This is a genomic window from Xylophilus sp. PBN-3R (assembly GCF_057747805.1).
Window position 1 is genome coordinate 2499046 of the sequence record NZ_CM173225.1, and the last position, 19517, is coordinate 2518562.

Here is a 19517-nt window from a genome sequence, read left to right on the forward strand (position 1 = left end):
ACATGTTCAGAGATCAGACTGCCGCCACGGTGGACGGATTGCCGAAGCGTTTTTCGATATAGCGCTCGACGAGCTGCTGGAATTCGGAGGCGATGTTCTCGCCCCGCAGGGTCAGGGCCTTCTCGCCGTCGATGAAGACCGGAGCGGCCGGTGCTTCGCCCGTACCCGGCAGGCTGATGCCGATGTCGGCATGTTTGCTTTCGCCGGGGCCATTGACGATGCAGCCCATCACCGCGACCTTCAGGCCTTCGACGCCCGGATAGGTCTTGCGCCACACCGGCATCTGCATGCGCAGGAAGTCGTCGATCTGCTTGGCCAGTTCCTGGAAGGTGCTGCTGGTGGTGCGACCGCAACCAGGGCAGGCCGTCACGCTCGGCACGAAGACACGCAGACCGACAGCCTGCAGAATTTCATTGGCAACCACCACTTCCTGGGTGCGGGCCTCGCCTGGCTGCGGTGTCAGCGACACACGGATGGTGTCGCCGATTCCCTCCTGCAGAAGCACGGACAGCGCCGCGGTCGACGCCACCGTGCCTTTGGTGCCCATGCCCGCTTCGGTCAGGCCCAGGTGCAGCGGGTAGTCGCAGCGGCGCGCGAGTTCGCGGTAGACGGAAACCAGGTCCCGCACGCCGCTGACCTTGCACGACAGGATCACCTGCTTGCCGTCCATGCCCATGCGCTCGGCCAGTTTTGCGGAGTCGATGGCCGAGGTGATGAGCGCTTCGTACATCACCTGACGAGCTTCCCAGGGGCGTGCGCGGCGGCTGTTCTCGTCCATCAGCGAGGCGAGGAGTTCCTGGTCGAGGCTGCCCCAGTTCACGCCGATACGCACCGGTTTGTTCCAGCGCAATGCCGCGTCGATCATCTGGCCGAACTGCTTGTCGTGCTTGTCGCCCTTGCCCACGTTGCCCGGGTTGATGCGGTACTTGGACAGTGCCTCGGCACAGGCCGGATATTCGGTCAGCAGCCGGTGGCCGTTGTAGTGGAAGTCGCCGATCAGCGGCACGTCGATGCCCATGCGGTCGAGCTGCTCGCGGATGTAGGGAACCTGGGCTGCAGCTTCCGGCGTATTCACCGTGATGCGCACCATTTCCGAACCGGCGTTGGCCAGATCCTTGACCTGGATCGCGGTGCCGATGGCGTCGACCGTGTCCGTGTTGGTCATGGACTGCACCCGCACCGGCGCATTGCCGCCGACGGTGACCACACGCGGGCCCCAGGTGACCTCTGCCTGGCGCGAACGACGCGGCGGCGGATGCGCCACCTCGATCGGGGTCGCATCGGCGAAGGAGGAAAAGGAATCGGATGAAAGATCGGACATGGCGGTCACTTGACCTCGAAACGGGCTACGTTGTTACGGGTGATCGTGCCCAGGTCGAACGCCTGTCCGCGCACCTGCACCGTGGTGGCGCGGGCGTTACCGACCACTACTGTCAGCGGCGGAGTTCCGGTAGCGTTCAGAGGTGATCCGGGTTTGATGATTTTTTCGAAAACGGTAGCGCCACGGCTGTCGGTGACACGCACCCAGGACGAATCGGTGGCTTCGAAAGTGAGCAGGCCACCAGCGGCCGGCGCATCGACCGGTGCTGCCGCAGCAGTGGCGGCAGCCGGCGCCGCCGCGGCCGTCGGCCCGCCTGTCGCGACATTGGGCGAAGGCGCCAGCACCAGTGCTGACGAAGAATCGGCCTTGCCCGCGTCCGCAGAAGCGCCACGGCTCGATTCGGGTCCCATGGGCGCGACCGCGGCGACGGGTGGTTCGGTCGGCGCCGGCGGCGTGTCGCCCACCCCGCCCACGGGCTCATGAACGGCCTCGGACGAGGTCGAACCATGCAACGCCTGCATCCACTCGCCCAGGCGCTCGGAAGGCACGAACATCAGGCCGGCTGCGGCCAGCAGCAGCACGATCACGACCCACACCACGGGATGACGCATGCCGCCGCCCAGGCTGACCAGGCCGGCCGTGGACGCGGAACTGGTGCGGAACGTTCCAACGTCGGGTTTGGTTTCCTGCGTGGTCAGCCGGCCGGGCACCTTCTGCGGCAAGAGCGCCAGAACGGGTGCGGAATCGATCTTCAGCGCGCGGCAGATGCTGCCGGCCAGCGCCCGAACGAAAGGCGGGTCTGGCAAGAGGTCGAAACGCTCGGCTTCCAGCGCCTCAAGCCTGGCTACCGGCACTTTCAGGGCAACCGCAAGGGAAGCGATGTGCACGCCTGCAGCCTCCCTCGCCGCGCGCAGCATGGCACCGGCGCCGGCACCGTGATGTCCACCCGCCACGGCCTGATCCGTCTCACTCATCGAAAGCCCCACGATCGAAAGACGCAGCCTCCCGCGACTGCGGGAAACGTTTGCGCAGTTGTTCGCCCAGCTGCGCCAGCGCAACGTTGTCGCCCAGGCGACGCTCCACACGCATGCCCAGCCACAGGGACTCGGATGTCGCGTATTCACCGTTGTTGACGCGGCGGATATAGAAACGCGCGCGCACCATGTCGCCGTGCTTGAACTGCATGTTGGCGAGTGTGTAGCCGACGATCGGATTCGCGGGATCGAGTTCGTAGGCGCCCTGCAGTGTCGCCTCCGCCTGCGCCGTGCGCCCGGCCCGGATCTGGCAGAGGCCTTGTGTCATCAGCGTCTTGGGACGATTGGCGTAGCCCGGCATGGCGGCTGCCTGGCTGAACAGCCGGTCGGCCTCGTCGTAGCGTTTCTGCTGGCACATCAGCCAGCCGTGGTTCTGCAGCGTGTCCGCGTCACGCGGGTTGAGGCTGGTCGCCCGCCGGAAACTCTCGGATGCCAGGTCGTAGTCGCCCAGGCGCATGTATATCAGCCCACGCAGGCTGTATGCGGGTGCGTAGTCGGGATCGGCGGCGATCGCCTGCTTGACCTCGTCCAGCGCGACCGTGGCTTTGTCGCTTTCAAAATAACCGGAGGCCAGTTCGATGCGGATACGGGCCCGGCGGCGAGCCGGTGACTCGTCGGAAGCGGTGATCGGCTCGGATCGACTGACTTCGCTGCGGCTGATGTCTGCACCAGTCTGTGTGGTGGTCACCTTCTGGCTGACACAACCTGACAGCAGGGCGACGGAGATCGCCGGCAAGGCCAGCAACATCAGGATTCGGGAACGCAGCTTGGAAAGTTCGATCATCGAATCAGGACTCCCGGATGGCGCTGACCGGCACCAAGGGGATCGTTCGCTGGCGCGCGATGCGTTCGCCGACCCGGGTGCGATCCTTGACGTCGCCGGCCAACTGGCCGCACGCAGCGTCGATGTCGTCGCCGCGGGTCTTGCGGACGGTGGTGATGATGCCGTGGTCGCTAAGCCGCTTGGCAAATGCCACCACCCGTTCGCGCGGCGAACGCTTGAGGCCTGACTCGGGGAAGGGATTGAATGGAATCAGGTTGAACTTGCAGGACAGGCCCGCGCCCTTGCCGTGTTCCTTGACCAGGGCGGCCAGGCGGTCGGCATGTTCGGGCAGGTCGTTCACGCCGTCGAGCATGCAGTACTCGAAGGTGATGAAGTCGCGCGGTGCGAACTCCAGATAACGACTGCAGGCGTCCAGCAGTTCGGCTATCGGGTATTTACGGTTCAGTGGCACCAGGTTGTCACGCAGCGAATCGATGGGCGCATGCAGCGACACGGCGAGCGCCACCGGGCAGTCCTGCCCCAGGCGATCCATCATGGGGACCACACCCGAGGTCGACACCGTGACACGACGGCGCGACATGCCGTAGGCATGGTCGTCGAGCATGGTGCGAAGCGACGGCACCAGGGCCGTGTAGTTCTGCAGGGGTTCGCCCATGCCCATCATCACGACATTGGAAACCACACGATCGGTACGGCCCAGGCGCTTGCGCAACGCGTGCTCGGCATACCAGAGCTGGCCGGTGATCTCGGCTGTGGTCAGGTTGCGGCTGAAGCCCTGGTGCCCGGTAGAGCAGAAACGGCAGTTGACCGCGCAGCCGGCCTGCGACGAAATGCACAAGGTGCCGCGGTCGTCTTCGGGGATGAACACGGTTTCGACCGCATTGCCGTCACCCACGTCGAACAGCCATTTGACGGTGCCGTCGGTGGACACATGTTCGGCCACGACCGGCAGGGCCCGCACTTCGGCGATGCCCGGAAGTTTTTCGCGGAGCGACTTTGCGAGGTCGCTCATCGCGGAGAAATCGGAGGCACCGCGCTGGTGGATCCAGCGGAACAACTGGGTGGCGCGGAAGCGCCTCTCGCCCAGTTGCTCGCAGAACGCGGCCAACCCGTCGAGATCGAATTCGAGCAGATTGACGAGATTGTTCATTCGGTGCGACAACCGCTTAGCGGCTGTAGATGCCCATGGACGGGAAGAAGAAGGCGATTTCCTGGGCAGCGGTTTCAGCTGCGTCGGAACCGTGGACGGCGTTGGCGTCGATGCTGTCGGCGAAGTCGGCGCGGATGGTGCCCTTGTCGGCCTTCTTCGGGTCGGTGGCGCCCATCAGGTCGCGGTTCTTCAGGATCGCGCCTTCGCCTTCGAGGGCTTGCACGAACACCGGGCCGGAGATCATGAAGCTGACCAGGTCCTTGAAGAAGGGGCGTGCAGCGTGCACGGCGTAGAAGGCTTCAGCTTCGGCTTGCGACAGCTGGGTCAGGCGGGCAGCGACGACCTTCAGGCCGGCGGCTTCGAAACGGGAAACGATCTGGCCGATGACGTTCTTTGCAACGGCGTCGGGCTTGATGATGGAGAGAGTGCGTTCGATTGCCATGTTTTTCCTGGATGTGGATGGTTCTGGATGCTGGAATGAATTTTGCCAACTCGGCAAAACCCGCTATTTTAGCCTGGGCGTCAAGCCCCTTTCATGACCTCAGCGGCCACGGCCACGCGGACCCGCCGGCTTGGCGCGTTTTTGCTCTTCGCGCTGGCGTTTCAGGCTGTCGCTGCCGATGTACCCGACCGAAGTCTTGAGCGGATCCGGCTGGCCGTCACCCTTCTCGTTTCGGGCCGCCTCGACCCGCGCGGCATTCTTGTAGCCACCTTTCGGGCCTGCCGGACGCATGCCGGCACCCTGCCCTGCCCCGGCGCTGCCGCCCTTGCCGAACGCCCCGAAGATGCGGCTCGGAGCCGGTGCGCGGCCACCGCCCTCGCGCCGACCTGTCGTCACCGGCTTTTCGACACGGGGCTCGCGCGGCATGCCGGCGGCCTCCATCAGCGAGGCGATGTCGCGTTCGTCGAGCTCCATGAAGGAGCCGCGCTTCAGGCCGCGCGGCAGCATCATTGCGCCGTAACGGATGCGGATCAGGCGGCTGACCGCATGGCCCACGGCTTCGAGCATGCGGCGCACTTCACGGTTGCGGCCTTCGGAAATGGTCACCCGGTACCAGGTGTTGGCGCCTTCGCCGCCACCGTTTTCGATGGAGCCGAATTGCGCCATGCCGTCTTCCAGGCGCACGCCGTCGAGCAGCTTCTGTTTTTCCTCGTTGCTGAGCGCGCCAAGCACCCGCACCGCGTATTCGCGCTCCAGGCCGAAACGCGGATGCATCAGGCGGTTGGCTATCTCGCCGGAACTGGTCAGCAGCAGCAGGCCTTCGGTGTTCAGGTCCAGTCGGCCTACGGACTGCCATTTGCCTTCGCGCAGGCGCGGCAGGCGGCGGAACACGGTCGGGCGGTTTTGCGGATCCTCGTGGGTCACCACTTCGCCGGCCGGCTTGTGGTAAGCGATGATCCGCGGCGGCGGCGGCTCGATGCGCACCCGCACCGGCTTGCCGTTGACCTTGATCTGGTCGCCGTACTGAATACGCTGGCCGACGTGGGCCGGTTCGTTGTTGACGTGGATGCGGCCTTCGGCGATCAAGGCTTCCATCTCGAGGCGAGAGCCCAGGCCGGCCTGGGCCAGCACCTTGTGCAGCTTGGGCGAATCCTGCTGCGGCTGCAGCACCCGCTTGGCCGGTGCAGCCTCTGCATCGTCCGGCAGCTCTTCGGCATCGACATCGAATGCGCCGGATACGACGTCATCGAAACGGATGGCCTCGGCCAGTGTCCCGGCGGAGGGTTGCGCGGCCGTTGCGGGCGCGTCGCCCTGCGGCCGGTCGTCTTCGGGAATGGAGTCATTCATGGGAGGCCTTGGAGTCGTCGCCGTCTTCGGCGGTTGCCGCTGGTTCGGGAGCGGACGGGGACGTAAGTTCAAAAACGGGAGCGTCCGGCGCTTCCACGGCGGGCGTACCCGACCCGACAGAAGCGTCCGGCGCCGCCGGGATTTCAGGCGGCAGGTCATCGATCGACAGGCTACCTTGCAAGAGGTTGTCGCCCTGCTCCGCCAATGCGGCGCGCAGGGCCTTTTCTGCGGCGGCACCGTCGGCCAGCGGCAACTGGTCGAGCGAGGCAAGCCCCAAGTCGTCCAGAAATTGCTTGGTGGTGGCGAACAGTGCCGGCCGGCCGACGGTTTCCTTGTGGCCGATCACCTCGATCCAGCCACGGTCCTCGAGCTGCTTGACGATCAGGCTGTTGACCACCACGCCGCGGATGTCTTCCATGTCGCCCCGGGTGACCGGCTGGCGGTAGGCGATGATGGCCAGGGTTTCGAGCGTCGCACGGCTGTAGCGCGGCGGCTTCTCAGGATGCAGCCGGTCCAGGAATTCGCGCATGTGCGGCCGGCTCTGGAAGCGCCAGCCCGTCGCCACCTGCACGAGCTCGACGCCGCGCTGTGTCCAGTCGGCCTGCAGGTCTTCCAGCAACTGGCGCACCGTGTCGGCACCCAGGCTGTCGGCGAACAGCAGGCGAAGCTCGCGTAGCGGCAATGGCTGAGGCGAGCAGATCAGGGCGGTTTCGAGGATGCGTTTCGCATCCGACGTATTCATGGGTCGGGGCGCTTTCGGGTGGCGTTATCACAACGGGATGGCAGCCTGTGGCTGCCGCTGGCCAAGCACGTGTTCGATTCAACGCGACTGGCCGAAGGGCCGGAGACGGCGCGCACTGCGAACCGAAACGGCGATGAGCCGCGCCCGCAAGGCCCCGAGGCGGGGCGGCCTCAGGCGGGCTGTGGCGGATTGTAAGCGAGGCCCCACGCATCCAGCGCAGTCAGCATGTCGGCCGGCGGCGCCACCTCGAAAGCCAGCTCCCGTCCGTCGACCGGATGGGAGAAAGCGAGGCGGAAGGCATGCAGGGCCTGGCGTGTCATGCCGGCCGCCGGCGCGCCGCCATACAGGGCGTCGCCCAGCAGGGGATGACCGATGGAAGCCAAGTGCACCCGGATCTGATGGGTACGGCCGGTGCCCAGCACACATTGCAGCCAGCAGCCTTCCTCGGCGTTCTCCAGCAAGTGGAAACGGGTGTTTGCCGTCTTGCCGGAATTCCGCGCCAGGTCGACCACCGACATGCGCAAGCGGTTGCGCGGATCGCGGCCGATGGGCGAATCGACTTCGCGTTCGCCGTGCCCCACCCAGGGACGATGGGCCAGCGCCAGGTACTGGCGGCTGACCTCGCGCACCGCGATGGCCTCCACCAGCGCATCCATCGCACGGCGGGTACGCGCCACGACCATCAGTCCGCTGGTGTCCTTGTCGAGCCGATGCACGATGCCCGCACGCGGCAGCATGGTGGCCGCGGAATCACGCGCCAGCAGGCCGTTGAGCAAGGTGCCGCGCCAGTTGCCCGGCGCCGGATGCACCACCAGGCCGGCCGGCTTGTTCACCACCAGCAGATCCTCGTCTTCGTAGACGATGTCGAGGTCCATCGCTTCCGGCAGAAAGGCCTGGCTTTGCGGCGACGGCCGGAGGTCGATCTGCAGGCGGTCGCGGGCGCGCACCTTGCCCGACGCCTTGGTGACCACGGCTCCGTTGTTCTGGATGTCGCCGGCCGCGATGCGCTGCTGCAGATAACTGCGCGAGAACTCGGGTGCGGCGACGGTCAGGGCACGGTCGAGCCGTTCGCCGTGCAGCTCGACCGGAACCATGAAATCCCGCGATTCGCTGACGGCGTCTGCCGGTTCGGCGTCTGCGTCGTGATCATGGTCGATGTCCGCCGCCAATTCCACGTCGGGCGTGGCGTCGGTGTCGGAGGGCGTGGGGTGCGCCGATATAATCCCGGAGGTTTTTCTCAAGAGGTTGCCTGTCATGCGTCAAGTGAAATTATCGTCGTTGCGCAACAGCGCTCGCCTTACCCGCCAGATCGCGGTGATCGGTGCGGCAACCCTGGTCGCAGGCCTGGTCGGCTGCGCATCGACGGCGGACGACCAGACCGCGGGCTGGAGCCCGAACAAGATCTACTCGGAAGCCAAGGACGAGGCCGCGTCGGCCAATTACGACAAGGCCGTGCCGCTGTACGAAAAGCTCGAAGGCCGCGCCGCCGGCACGCCACTGGCTCAGCAGGCCGAGCTCGAAAAGGCTTACGCCCAATACAAGGGCGGCCAGCAAGCCCAGGCCACCGCCACGCTGGACCGGTTCATCAAGCTCCACCCCGCCAGCCCTGCACTCGATTACGCCTACTACCTGAAAGGCCTGGTCACCTTCAACGACGACCTTGGCCTGTTCTCCTTCATCTCGCGCCAGGACCTGTCGGAGCGCGACCAGAAGGCGGCCAAGGATTCGTTCGAGAGCTTCAATCAGCTGGTCACCCGCTACCCGGATTCGAAGTACACGCCCGACGGCCGCCAGCGCATGACATACATCGTCAACTCGCTGGCGCAGTACGAAGTGCACGTCGCCCGTTACTACTACAGCCGCGGCGCCTATGTGGCGGCCATCAACCGTTCGCAGATCGCCATCGCCGGCTACACCGGTGTGCCGGCCATCGAAGAAGCCCTGTACATCCTCATGCAGTCCTACGACAAGCTCGGCATGAACGATCTGCGTGACGACACCAAACGTGTGATGGCGGCCAACTATCCGCAAAGCGCCTACGTCGCCAACGGCTTCCAGAAGGCCAGCGACCCGTGGTGGAAGCTCTGGTGACCCAGCCAGCAAATCGCGCAGGCTACCAGTCGTAGTCGCCGAAGTCGGTGGCCGGCTCGGGTGGTGGCGGCCCGCCCAATGCGCTCAGCGCCCACTCGAATTCATGCTGGCTGGCCAGCAGGCGCATCGGTGGCAAGCCGGCCAACAGCCGCCGGCCATAAGGCATGCCGGTCAGCCGGGTATCGCCCACCACCAGGATGCCGCGATCGTCCTCCCGGCGGATCAGTCGGCCCGCGCCCTGCTTCAAGGCCACTGCGGCTTCGGGCACGAAGTAATCCTTGAAGGCGCTTCGCCCCAGCTGCTCCAGTCGCTGGGCACGGGCTTCCACCAGCGGATCGTTGGGCGGCGGAAACGGCAGCTTGTCGATCACCACCAGCTGCAGCGCTTCGCCCGGCACGTCGACACCCTCCCAGAACGAAGCCGAGGCCACCAGCACGCAGCCCGGCCGGCCACGCGTGTCGCCCTCCCTGAAACGGTCGAGCAGCATGCTTTTGGTGCCCTGTCCCTGCACCAGCACCTCGACAGCGCCCTTAGGACCGAAGTGCTTCTGCAAGGCTTCGCCGACGGTGCGCAGGGCGCGCAGCGTCGTGGTCAGCACCAGCGTCCGGCCGCCCAGGGTTTCGACCGCGCCGGCCACCATGCGCGCCAGCGCCGGCCCGTGGTTGGGATCGGAAGGCTTCGGGAGGTGGGGCGGCACGTAGATGGACGCCTGGACCGCGTAGTCGAACGGGCTTTCGACTTTCAATATCCGTGCGTCCTGCAGGCCGCAGGGCTCGGTGAACCAGCTCAGTTGCGGGTCGTCGCCGAGCGTCGCAGACGTGAATATCCAGGCTCGCGGCCGGGCCTTGGATTCGGCTCCCGACTGGTTTTCATCCGCAGGCGGCGCCAGCAGACGCTCACGCACCGACTGCGCGATGTCCAGCGGTGACTCGACCAGCCGCAGATGTTGCGCCGTGACATCCGCCCAGCGGACCGAGCCCTCGGTGCAAGGACCGGCAAACACGGCGACGCGGCGACGCAGTTCGGCCGCCCGCTCATGAAGGCGCTTGAAGTCGGGCGACATTTCGCTGGCAGTCTCGAGCGCTTCCTGCGCAGCTGCAAGCGCCCCGTCGATCTGCGCCAGCGCCGACGCCCAGGCAGTGCCGTCGACCCCTTCGGGCTCGACGCCCGTCCAGCGCAACTTGCTGCCCGGGAAGGCCTGCCCCGCGGCCAGCCGCAGGTCGCGCCCTGCGCGTTCGATGGCGCCAACGAACACCGGCCAGTCGATCAGGCCGCGCGCCAGCTGCAGGCCGGTGGCCAGCATGTCGCGGCCGAAATCGACCACCTGCGCGCTGCCCATCTGCAGGCCCAGAAACTGCACGCCCGTTTCGTTGAGCTGGTGCGCCTCGTCGAATACCGCCACCCGTACCGACGGCAGCAACTCGGCCATGCCGGATTCGCGCACCGCCAGGTCCGCGAAGAAAAGGTGATGGTTGATCACCACCACATCGGCGGCCAGCGCATCGCGACGGGCGACGTTCACATGGCAGCTGCGAAATTGCGGGCATTGCGCACCCAGGCAGTTATCGCGAGTCGAGGTGATGAGCGGCATGACCAGCGAACGTTCGTCCAGGCCGGGCATCTCCACCAGGTCACCGGTCCGGGTGGCCTGCGCCCATTGCTCGACGCGGGCCAGGATGCGCTCGACGGTGCGGTCGCCACCGGCATCGCCCTGGCGCGCGACCTCCAGCCTCTGTTGGCAAAGGTAGCTGCCGCGGCCCTTGAGCAAGGCGGTGCGCAGCGGCAGGCCCATCGCCGCCACCAGGCGCGGCAGGTCGCGGCTGAAAAGCTGGTCCTGCAGGGTTTTGGTGGCGGTGGAAAACAACACCTTCTCGCCGCTGAGCAAGGCCGGCACGAGGTACGAAAAGGTCTTGCCGACGCCGGTGCCCGCCTCGACCACCAGCACACCACCGTCGCGAATGGTTTCGGCCACGGCGAGCGCCATGTCGCGCTGGCCTTCACGCGGACGAAACTGGTCGGCGGCGCGCGAAAGCCAGCCGTCCGGAGCAAAGGCGTCGGCTACGGCGGCCACCAGGCCGGAGCCGTCTGCAGAGGGTTCGAAAATCACGAGGAATGCGGCTTGCAGGCCGTGGGGCGCACCGCGACCAGGCGGACACGAAGACGATAAATACACATGGGGAAACGGCGTGCCGGAAAGCAGCGTCGCCGATGATAAAGTCTGCTGCGGTCCGCCGCGCCTCTCTTCATGTCATCCCACTTCCGACTTACCGGTGCCACCGGCACCCACCAGGGCGATCGTGCTTATCAGCAAGATCGCGTCGCACTGCTGTCGCATCCGCGCTTCAACGGTTGCCTGCTCGGCGTCGTGGCGGACGGCATGGGCGGCCGCAGCGGCGGTCGAAAGGCTTCCGACCAGGTCATCCTCACCGCGCAACAGCTGTTCGATGCCTACGTGCCCTATCAGGACGACGCACCGGCCCTGCTCAAACGCATGGCGGAGGAAGCCCACCTGGTGATCGGCCTCATCGCCATATCGGCCGAACAGGAGCCCCACAGCACGGTGGCCGCGTTCCTGGTCAATCCGCGCGGCGACTGCCACTGGCTGCATGCTGGCGACTCACGCATCTATCACTTCCGCGGCCGCAACCTGGTGAAACGCACCAGCGATCATTCCTATGTGCAGGGCCTGGTCGACAAGGGCGAGATCACCGAAGAAGAAGCCCGCACCCATCCCAAGTCCAACATCCTGGCGAGCTGCCTCGGCACACCGGACGAACCACCGCTCAGCCAGCACAGCATCGCCCAGTTGCAACCCGGCGACTGCGTCATGGCCTGCAGCGACGGCCTGTGGCATTACTTCGACAACTTCGAGATGGGCGCGGCCCTGTTCGACCTGCCGCCACGTGACGCCGCGCAGGCGCTGGTGTCCGGCGCACGCCGCCGTGCCCGCGGCGGTGGCGACAACCTGTCGCTCGCGGTGGTCCGCATGGAGCCGCCGGAAAACGAAACGCCGGCCCTTCGCTGAGCAAGCGCCGGCGGGTCTGCCCGCCGGATCAGCGGATGGGTACCGTAGGCGACGGCGCCGACGGCGTCTCCGGCAGCGGCTGCGCCGGCGGCTTGTCTTTTCTTTCGGCAGCACGGCGTGCCTGCGCTGCACGCCGCTCGGCAGCGGCCTGCTGTTTGGCCTCGTACTGTTCGCGCTCGCCGGGCGCTGCCGCGGCGCGCTGGGCCTGGTCTGCCAGCGCCTTCTGCTGCGATTGCTGGGCGCTGCTGCGGTTGGCCTGGGCCCGGGCGGCGTTGCCGGGGGCGGCGGCGGCACGGTCGGCATTGCGCTGGTCCGCCTCGGCCTGGCGTTTGCCGGGTGCGTTCGATTCGGCCCGCTGTTGTGCGCGCGCCTGGTCCTGCAACGACGTCACTCTTTGTTCTTCCATGCGTGCCTGGCGCTCCTGTTCGTGGCGCTCGCGGTCGCCCGCCCGGACATCGATGTCGCGATGATTGAGTTCCGTCAGCTGGGGCCGGTAACGCGCCCGCACTTCGAGCAGGCAGTCCGACACCGCAAAACGCTGATAACAGCCGGCCTCTTCAGCCGACTGGAGAGCGGTGACACGGGTCCGGTCGGCTTCGATTTGCGCTGCGAGCTGGCTCACCACTTCGGGCTCGAGTGGTGCGGCGCGCGGTCGGATGCCGGTCGGGATTTCCGGTAAAGGCGTATGAGTGCAGCCGGCGGCCAGCGTGCCGAGCGCCAGGGCGAACCACATGGTTTTCGCAGAGAAAAACGGGACTTTCATGTGATTGCAGTATCGACGAGCCGGCGCTCGAGGGCCAGAAATTCGGCCGACTGCATCTCGGTCAGCCGCGACACGGTCCGCGGGAACTCGTGCGACAGCGGGCCTTCGGTATAGAGCTCTTCCGGCGGCACGGCAGCCGACATGATGAATTTCACCCGACGGTCATACAACACGTCGATCAGCCAGGTAAAACGCCGCGCTTCCGACGCCATGTTCACAGGCATGTGCGGCACGTTGGACAGCAGCACCGTATGGAACTGGGTGGCGATTTCCAGGTAGTCGTTCTGGGAGCGCGGGCCACCGCAGAGTGTGCGGAAGTCGAACCACACCACGCCACCGGCCTTGCGCCTCGCCTCGATCTGGCGTGCCTCGATGGTCATCACCGGACTCTCGTCGTGGGTCTCGGCGATATGGTCGAACGCCTGGTTCATCTCCGCATCCGTCTCGGGACCCAGCGGAGTGAGATAGAGCTTGAGTTTTTCGAGCGTTCGTCGGCGGTAGTCGGTGCCGTTGTCGACGTTGACTACTTCCATGCGCTCGTTCAGCAGTGCGATGGCCGGCAATATGCGGTCGCGGTGCAGGCCGTCCGGGTAGAGCCCGTCCGGCTTGAAATTGGACGTGGTGACAAAACCCACCCTGTTGTCGAACAGCGCGACCAGCAGCCGGTGCAGGATCATCGCGTCGGTGATGTCCGCGACGTGGAATTCGTCGAAGCAGATCAGCTGGTAGCGCTCGGCCATGCGTTTGCCGAGCTCGTCCAGCGGATTCACCGTGCCCTGCAAGCCGACCAGCTCGCGGTGCACTTCCCGCATGAACTCATGGAAATGCAGCCGCACCTTGCGTTCGATGGGCACGGCGTTGAAGAAGCAATCCATCAGGAAGCTTTTTCCCCGCCCCACCCCGCCGTACATGTACACGCCACGCGGAATATCCGGTTTGCCACCGAACAGCCGGCGCAGCGTGCTGGACCGCTTGTTCTCGAAGGCGGTCCATTCGTCGGCACAGCGTTGCAGCGCCTCGACGGCGCGCAGCTGGGCCTGGTCGGCCACGAAGCCCCGTTGCTTTAGTTCAGCCTCGTAGGCTTCGCGGACGTTCACCGGCTTAGAAGTTCAGCGTGCGTTTGTCGACTGCCAGGGCTGCTTCCTTGGTCGCTTCCGACAGCGACGGGTGGGCGTGGCAGATGCGGGCGATGTCTTCGGCGCTGGCCTTGAACTCCATCGCCACGACGGCTTCGGAAATCAGTTCGCTCGCCGACGGGCCGACGATGTGCACGCCCAGGATTTCGTCCGTGGTCGCATCGGCGATGAACTTGACGAAGCCGGTGGTGTCGCCCAGCGCGCGGGCGCGGCCGTTGGCCAGGAAGGGGAACGAACCCGCCTTGTAGGCCACGCCGTCGGCCTTGAGCTGTTCTTCGGTCTTGCCGACCCAGGCGATCTCGGGGCTGGTGTAGATGACCCATGGCACGGTGTTGAAGTTGACGTGACCGTGCCGGCCCGCCATGCGTTCGGCAACCGCCACGCCTTCTTCCTCGGCCTTGTGCGCCAGCATCGGGCCGCGAACCACGTCACCGATGGCCCACACGCCCGGCAGGTTGGTCTTGCACTCGTCATCGACCACGATGGCACCGCGCTCGTCCAGCTTCAGGCCGACGGCTTCGGGGTTCAGGCCGATGGTGTTGGGCACACGGCCGATGGAAACGATGAGCTTGTCTGCATCCAGCGTCTGGGCTTCGCCCTTGGCGTCGGTGTAGGCGATGGAAACGCCGGCTTCCGATGCCTTGATTTCGCCGACCTTCACGCCGAGGTTGATCTTCAGGCCTTGTTTATCGAAAGCCTTCTTGGCTTCCTTGGCGACCTGCTGGTCGACCGCGCCCAGGAAAGTGGGAAGGCCTTCCAGGATGGTCACTTCGGCACCCAGGCGTCGCCACACCGAACCCATTTCGAGGCCGATGACACCGGAGCCGATAAGCGCCAGCTTCTTGGGCACGGCGCCCAGGCGCAGCGCGCCATCGTTGGACAGCACGTTGACTTCGTCGAACGGGGTGCCGGGCAAAGCACGGGCGTTGGAGCCGGTGGCCACCACCACCTGCTTGGCGACCAGGGTCTCGGGCTTGTCGCCGGCGACAGCGATCTCGTAGCCGCCGTCTGCGGCTTTCACGAACGAAGCACGACCGTGGAAAAAGCTGATCTTGTTCTTCTTGAACAGGTACAGGATGCCGTCGTTGTTCTGCTTGACGACGGTGTCCTTGCGGCCGATGAGCGTCGGCAGGTCGAGCTCGACGCCGGACACCTTTACGCCGTGTTCGGCAAGGTGCTTGTGCGAGAACTCGAAGTGCTCGGACGATTGCAGCAGTGCCTTGGACGGAATGCAGCCGACGTTGGTGCAGGTGCCGCCGGGTGCGGGACCGCCTGCCGCGTTCTTCCACTCGTCGACGGCCGCGACCTTGAAGCCGAGTTGTGCAGCACGGATGGCCGCGATATAGCCGCCGGGGCCGCCGCCGATGACGATGACGTCGAATTGTTGGGACATGAGAATTCCTTGGATGACCGATGTGACAAGGCCCCGGGTCACGTAACGCGAGCGCTGCGGCTGGCGATACGGCGCGGGGCCCAGGGTTGGCTGCTTAGATGTCGAACAAGAGGCGCGAAGGATCTTCCAGCGCATCCTTCATCGCGACCAGGCCCAGCACGGCTTCGCGGCCGTCGATGATGCGGTGGTCATAGGACATCGCCAGGTAGTTCATCGGGCGGATGACGATCTGGCCGTTTTCGACGACAGCGCGGTCCTTGGTGGCGTGCACGCCCAGGATGGCCGACTGCGGCGGGTTGATGATGGGAGTGGACATCATCGAGCCGAAGGTGCCGCCGTTGGAGATGGAGAAGGTACCGCCGGTCATGTCGTCGATGCCCAGCTTGCCTTCCTGCGCCTTCTTGCCGAATTCGGCGATCTTCTTCTCGATGTCGGCGAAGCTCATCTGGTCGGCATTGCGCAGGATGGGCACCACCAGGCCGCGTGGCGAACCGACGGCGATGCCGATGTCGAAATAGCCGTGGTACAGGATGTCGTTGCCATCGACCGAGGCGTTCAGCACCGGGTATTTCTTCAGCGCGTCGACCGCGGCCTTGACGAAGAAGGACATGAAGCCCAGCTTCACGCCGTGGGTCTTGGTGAAGTTGTCCTGGAAGCGCTTGCGCAGCTCCATCACCGGAGCCATGTTGACTTCGTTGAAGGTGGTCAGGATGGCGTTGGTCGACTGCGATTGCAGCAGGCGCTCGGCGATGCGGGCGCGCAGGCGGCTCATCGGCACGCGCTGTTCAGGACGCTCGCCCAGGTCAGCGGACTTTGGCGAGGCGACTTGCGCCAGCGCTGGCTTGGCAGCAGGAGCGGGTGCAGGTGCAGCGGCGGGCTTGGTGCCGGAAGCCACGGCCGACAGCACGTCGCCCTTGGTGACACGGCCGTCCTTGCCGGAGCCGGACACATCGCCGGTCGACAGGTTGTTGTCTGCCAGCAGCTTGGCTGCGGCAGGCATGGCGACATCGGACTTGGCACCACCGGTGGCGGCGGCGGCAGCAGCCGGTGCTGCTGCGGGCGCGGGTGCTGCGGCGGCCGGTGCCGGAGGAGCAGCGGCCGGTGCGGCGGAAGCCGAAGCGGCGCTGTCGATCTTGGCGATGACCTGGCCGGAAACCACGGTGCCGCCGTCGCCCACCACCAGTTCGGTCAGCACGCCGGACGAAGGCGCCGGCACTTCGAGCACGACCTTGTCGGTTTCGATCTCGATCAGGATTTCGTCGGCGGTCACCGACTCACCGACCTTCTTCTTCCAGTTGAGCATGGTGGCTTCAGCCACGGACTCGGACAACTCTGGGACTTTGACTTCAAAAATGGCCATGGGATTCTTTCGGATGTTTCTTCGAATGGGCGGGGCCCTGGGCCCCGCTGCTCTTACTTGGTCAGCACAAAGCCCTTGAGCTTGGAAAACGCACCTTCGACCAGGGCCTTCTGCTGCTCCTGGTGCAGATGCGAGTAACCCACTGCCGGCGATGCGGAGGCGGCACGGCCGGAATAACCCAGCTTCTGGCCGTCGAGCATGTTCTCGTGGATGTAGTGCTGCACGAAGAACCAGGCGCCCTGGTTCTGCGGCTCGTCCTGCGTCCACACGATGTCGGTCGCGTTGGGGTACTTCTTCAGCTCGGCGGCAAAAGCCTTGTGCGGGAACGGGTAGAGCTGCTCGACACGCAGGATGGCGGTGTCGTCATGGCCCTTGAGTTCGCGCTGCTTGGCCAGGTCGTAGTAGACCTTGCCGGAACAGACCACCACACGCTTGACCTTGTCGGCCTTCAATTCCTTGCTTTCCGCGATGACGGTGCGGAAGCTGCCGTTGGTGAACTCGGACACCGGCGAGGTGGCGTCCTTGTTCCGCAGCAGCGACTTGGGCGTCATGATGATCAGCGGCTTGCGCAGGTTGCGCACCATCTGGCGACGCAGCAAGTGGAAGATCTGGCTGGCGGTGGTGGGCTGCACCACCTGCATGTTGGTGTCGGCCGACAGCTGCATGAAGCGCTCGAGGCGAGCCGAACTGTGCTCCGGACCCTGGCCTTCGTAGCCGTGCGGCAGCATCAGCGTCAGGCCGTTGACGCGGCCCCACTTCACTTCGCCCGAGGCGATGAACTGGTCGATGACGACCTGCGCACCGTTGGCGAAGTCGCCGAACTGGGCTTCCCAGATCACCAGGGTGTTCGGGTCGTTCGACGCATAGCCGTATTCGAAGCCCAGCACGGCTTCTTCTGACAGGATCGAGTCGATCACGACGAACGGGGCCTGGTTGTCGGCCACGTTGTTCAGCGGCACGTAGGTGCCGACGTCGAACTTCTCGCGGTTCTGGTCATGGATGACCGAATGGCGGTGCGTGAAGGTGCCTCGGCCGCAGTCTTCGCCCGACAGGCGGATCGGGTAACCCGAAGCGACGAGCGAAGCGTAAGCCATGGTTTCGCCCATGCCCCAGTCGACGTTGACGTCGCCACGTCCCATGGCTGCGCGGTCGTCGTACACCTTCTTGACCAGCTGGTGCGGAGTGACGCTGGCGGGGATCGCGGTGACCTTCTCGGCCAGGCGCTTCCACTCGCTTTGAGGGATGGCGGTTTCGCCGGCGTCGGTCCACTTCTTGCCCAGGTACGGGCTCCAGTCCACCGCGTATTTGCCCTTGAAGTTGGTCAGCACCGGGTCGATGGTGTGTTTGCCGGCTTCCATGGCTGCACGGTAGGCCTTCGACATGTCGTCGCCCAGCGTGTCGCCCAGGCCTTGCGCGGCCAGCTTGTCGGCGTACATGCGACGGGTGCCGGGGTGGGCAGCGATCTTCTTGTACATCAACGGCTGGGTGAGCGACGGCGTGTCCTGCTCGTTGTGTCCCAGCTTGCGGAAACAGATGATGTCGATGACGACGTCCTTGGCGAATTCCATGCGGAATTCCAATGCCAGCTGGGTCGCCATGACGACGGCTTCAGGGTCGTCGCCGTTCACGTGCAGCACCGGTGCCTCGATCATCTTGACGATGTCGGTGCAATACAGCGTCGAGCGGCTGTCGCGCGGATCGCTGGTGGTGAAGCCGATCTGGTTGTTGATGACGATGTGGACCGTGCCGCCAGTGTGATAACCGCGGGTTTCGGCCAGCGCCAGCGTTTCCATGATGACGCCCTGGCCGGCGAAGGCGGCGTCGCCGTGCACCAGCACCGGCAGCACCTGCTTGCCTTCGGGGTCGCCACGGCGGTCCATGCGGGCGCGCACCGAACCTTCGACCACCGGGTTGACGATTTCCAGGTGGGAAGGGTTGAAGGCCAGCGACAGGTGGACCGGGCCGCCGGCGGTGCTCACGTCCGAGCTGAAGCCCTGGTGGTACTTCACGTCGCCGGAAGGCAGGTCTTCGGGGGCGGTGTGGTCGAACTCGGCGAACAGGTCGGCGGGCAGCTTGCCCAGCGAGTTGACCAGCACGTTCAGGCGGCCGCGGTGGGCCATGCCGATGACGATTTCCTGCACGCCCTTGGCGCCGGCGTCCTGGATCAGCGCGTCCATCGAGGCGATGAAGCTTTCGCCGCCTTCCAGCGAGAAACGCTTCTGGCCGACGTACTTGGTGTGGAGGAAACGCTCCAGGCCTTCGGCGGCGGTCAGGCGGCCGAGGATGTGTTTCTTCTGCTCGACGTTGTAGCTGGGCTTGGCACGGCTGGTTTCCAGCTTGGTCTGCCACCAGCGCTTCTGGTTCTGGTCGGTGGTGTGCATGTACTCCGCGCCGACCGTGCCGCAATACGTTTCACGCAGTGCGTTCAGCAGGTCGCGCAGGGACATGGTGTCCTTGCCGAAGAAGGTGTTGCTGGTGTTGAAGACCGTTTCCTGGTCGGCGTCGGAGAAGCCGTAGAAGGAAGGTTCGAGTTCGGGGATGGCGGGGCGCTCGGTGCGCTTCAGCGGGTCCAGGTCGGCCCAGCGAACACCGACATTGCGGTAAGCGGCGATCAGCTGCTGGACCGCGGTGCGCTTGCGACCGAGTTCAGAGTCCGCGCCACTGGCCACCACCACACGGGTGCCGCCCTGCTTTGCGCGCTCGGCGAAGGCATTGACGACGGGAAGATGGGGAACGTCTCGGGAATCACTGCCGTCGGCGGCTGGCACATGCTGCAGCGCGTCGAAGTAATCGCGCCAGTTGTCGGGCACGCTGCCGGGGTTGGCAAGGTAGTTTTCGTACATCTCCTCGACATACGGCGCGTTGCCGCCGAAGAGGTAGGTGTTGCCTTGATAGGCGTTGTAGACCGATGTCTCACTCATGGGGCGCT

The 19517-nt window shown here is 65.5% G+C and carries 16 protein-coding genes; 2 read left to right on the forward strand and 14 right to left on the reverse strand.

All coding sequences use genetic code 11. The annotated features are described in order from the left end of the window. Positions 1-13: 13 nt before the first annotated feature. The 8 genes from ispG to AC3ANW_RS11920 all read right to left on the reverse strand — a co-directional run bounded on the left by ispG (position 14) and on the right by AC3ANW_RS11920 (position 8061). Positions 14-1321: a flavodoxin-dependent (E)-4-hydroxy-3-methylbut-2-enyl-diphosphate synthase gene (gene ispG / locus AC3ANW_RS11885; RefSeq protein WP_488341052.1), complete on the reverse strand. Its 1308-nt coding sequence runs from the start codon at positions 1319-1321 to the stop codon at positions 14-16. A 5-nt stretch (positions 1322-1326) separates the two neighbouring features. After that, the gene (locus AC3ANW_RS11890; protein ID WP_488341053.1) at positions 1327-2295 is read right to left on the reverse strand and encodes a RodZ domain-containing protein; all 969 of its coding nucleotides are present in this window, start codon (positions 2293-2295) and stop codon (positions 1327-1329) included. Next, complete coding sequence (pilW, locus tag AC3ANW_RS11895; RefSeq protein ID WP_488341054.1) at positions 2288-3139, reverse strand: type IV pilus biogenesis/stability protein PilW; 852 nt, start codon at positions 3137-3139, stop codon at positions 2288-2290. Before pilW ends, AC3ANW_RS11890 begins: the two co-directional genes overlap by 8 nt. 4 nt (positions 3140-3143) lie before the next feature. Continuing rightward, a complete protein-coding gene (gene rlmN / locus AC3ANW_RS11900; RefSeq protein WP_488341055.1) occupies positions 3144-4289 on the reverse strand; it encodes a dual-specificity RNA methyltransferase RlmN in 1146 nt (381 codons plus the stop codon). A gap of 16 nt (positions 4290-4305) precedes the next feature. Further along, positions 4306-4731 carry a nucleoside-diphosphate kinase gene (gene ndk / locus AC3ANW_RS11905; RefSeq protein WP_488341056.1) on the reverse strand — a complete coding sequence of 142 codons (426 nt, stop codon included), beginning with the start codon at positions 4729-4731 and terminating at the stop codon, positions 4306-4308. A 99-nt stretch (positions 4732-4830) separates the two neighbouring features. Continuing rightward, positions 4831-6078 carry a pseudouridine synthase gene (locus AC3ANW_RS11910; protein WP_488341057.1) on the reverse strand — a complete coding sequence of 416 codons (1248 nt, stop codon included), beginning with the start codon at positions 6076-6078 and terminating at the stop codon, positions 4831-4833. Continuing rightward, complete coding sequence (gene scpB / locus AC3ANW_RS11915; protein ID WP_488341058.1) at positions 6071-6820, reverse strand: SMC-Scp complex subunit ScpB; 750 nt, start codon at positions 6818-6820, stop codon at positions 6071-6073. Before scpB ends, AC3ANW_RS11910 begins: the two co-directional genes overlap by 8 nt. Positions 6821-6990: 170 nt before the next feature. Further along, positions 6991-8061: an RluA family pseudouridine synthase gene (locus AC3ANW_RS11920; protein ID WP_488341059.1), complete on the reverse strand. Its 1071-nt coding sequence runs from the start codon at positions 8059-8061 to the stop codon at positions 6991-6993. 13 nt (positions 8062-8074) lie between these two features. On the opposite strand from AC3ANW_RS11920, the gene AC3ANW_RS11925 reads away from it, so the two are divergent. Next, positions 8075-8911 carry an outer membrane protein assembly factor BamD gene (locus AC3ANW_RS11925; RefSeq protein ID WP_488341060.1) on the forward strand — a complete coding sequence of 279 codons (837 nt, stop codon included), beginning with the start codon at positions 8075-8077 and terminating at the stop codon, positions 8909-8911. 22 nt (positions 8912-8933) lie between these two features. On the opposite strand, the gene yoaA is transcribed toward AC3ANW_RS11925, so the two are convergent. Next, entirely contained in the window at positions 8934-11018 is a 2085-nt protein-coding gene (gene yoaA, locus AC3ANW_RS11930) for a DNA repair helicase YoaA (RefSeq protein ID WP_488341061.1), read from the reverse strand. A 138-nt stretch (positions 11019-11156) separates the two neighbouring features. Here yoaA and AC3ANW_RS11935 point away from each other — a divergent pair, with 138 nt between their 5' ends. Beyond that, positions 11157-11936: a PP2C family protein-serine/threonine phosphatase gene (locus tag AC3ANW_RS11935; RefSeq protein WP_488341062.1), complete on the forward strand. Its 780-nt coding sequence runs from the start codon at positions 11157-11159 to the stop codon at positions 11934-11936. Between the two features lie 28 nt (positions 11937-11964). Here the strand turns inward: AC3ANW_RS11935 and AC3ANW_RS11940 are convergent, their stop codons facing one another. The 5 genes from AC3ANW_RS11940 to AC3ANW_RS11960 all read right to left on the reverse strand — a co-directional run bounded on the left by AC3ANW_RS11940 (position 11965) and on the right by AC3ANW_RS11960 (position 19509). Further along, entirely contained in the window at positions 11965-12699 is a 735-nt protein-coding gene (locus AC3ANW_RS11940; protein WP_488341063.1) for a hypothetical protein, read from the reverse strand. Next, positions 12696-13796 (reverse strand): cell division protein ZapE, encoded by a 1101-nt coding sequence (gene zapE / locus AC3ANW_RS11945; protein WP_488341064.1) that lies wholly within the window; start codon positions 13794-13796, stop codon positions 12696-12698. The genes AC3ANW_RS11940 and zapE overlap by 4 nt, the downstream gene beginning before the upstream one ends. 4 nt (positions 13797-13800) lie before the next feature. Then, complete coding sequence (gene lpdA / locus AC3ANW_RS11950) at positions 13801-15228, reverse strand: dihydrolipoyl dehydrogenase (RefSeq protein WP_488341065.1); 1428 nt, start codon at positions 15226-15228, stop codon at positions 13801-13803. A gap of 94 nt (positions 15229-15322) precedes the next feature. Then, positions 15323-16588, reverse strand: coding sequence for a 2-oxoglutarate dehydrogenase complex dihydrolipoyllysine-residue succinyltransferase (gene odhB, locus AC3ANW_RS11955; protein ID WP_488341066.1), 1266 nt, complete (start codon positions 16586-16588; stop codon positions 15323-15325). A gap of 53 nt (positions 16589-16641) precedes the next feature. Further along, positions 16642-19509, reverse strand: a complete 2868-nt coding sequence (locus AC3ANW_RS11960; RefSeq protein ID WP_488341067.1) for a 2-oxoglutarate dehydrogenase E1 component — start codon at positions 19507-19509, stop codon at positions 16642-16644. Positions 19510-19517 lie beyond the last annotated feature (8 nt).

Excerpts from the sequence above, each read along its gene's own strand:
- ispG (WP_488341052.1), bottom strand. The coding sequence starts at position 1,321 with ATGTCCGATCTTTCATCCGATTCCTTTTCCTCCTTCGCCGATGCGACC.
- AC3ANW_RS11890 (WP_488341053.1), bottom strand. The coding sequence starts at position 2,295 with ATGAGTGAGACGGATCAGGCCGTGGCGGGTGGACATCACGGTGCCGGC.
- pilW (WP_488341054.1), bottom strand. The coding sequence starts at position 3,139 with ATGATCGAACTTTCCAAGCTGCGTTCCCGAATCCTGATGTTGCTGGCC.
- rlmN (WP_488341055.1), bottom strand. The coding sequence starts at position 4,289 with ATGAACAATCTCGTCAATCTGCTCGAATTCGATCTCGACGGGTTGGCC.
- ndk (WP_488341056.1), bottom strand. The coding sequence starts at position 4,731 with ATGGCAATCGAACGCACTCTCTCCATCATCAAGCCCGACGCCGTTGCA.
- AC3ANW_RS11910 (WP_488341057.1), bottom strand. The coding sequence starts at position 6,078 with ATGAATGACTCCATTCCCGAAGACGACCGGCCGCAGGGCGACGCGCCC.
- scpB (WP_488341058.1), bottom strand. The coding sequence starts at position 6,820 with ATGAATACGTCGGATGCGAAACGCATCCTCGAAACCGCCCTGATCTGC.
- AC3ANW_RS11925 (WP_488341060.1), top strand. The coding sequence starts at position 8,075 with ATGCGTCAAGTGAAATTATCGTCGTTGCGCAACAGCGCTCGCCTTACC.
- AC3ANW_RS11935 (WP_488341062.1), top strand. The coding sequence starts at position 11,157 with ATGTCATCCCACTTCCGACTTACCGGTGCCACCGGCACCCACCAGGGC.
- AC3ANW_RS11940 (WP_488341063.1), bottom strand. The coding sequence starts at position 12,699 with ATGAAAGTCCCGTTTTTCTCTGCGAAAACCATGTGGTTCGCCCTGGCG.
- lpdA (WP_488341065.1), bottom strand. The coding sequence starts at position 15,228 with ATGTCCCAACAATTCGACGTCATCGTCATCGGCGGCGGCCCCGGCGGC.
- odhB (WP_488341066.1), bottom strand. The coding sequence starts at position 16,588 with ATGGCCATTTTTGAAGTCAAAGTCCCAGAGTTGTCCGAGTCCGTGGCT.
- AC3ANW_RS11960 (WP_488341067.1), bottom strand. The coding sequence starts at position 19,509 with ATGAGTGAGACATCGGTCTACAACGCCTATCAAGGCAACACCTACCTC.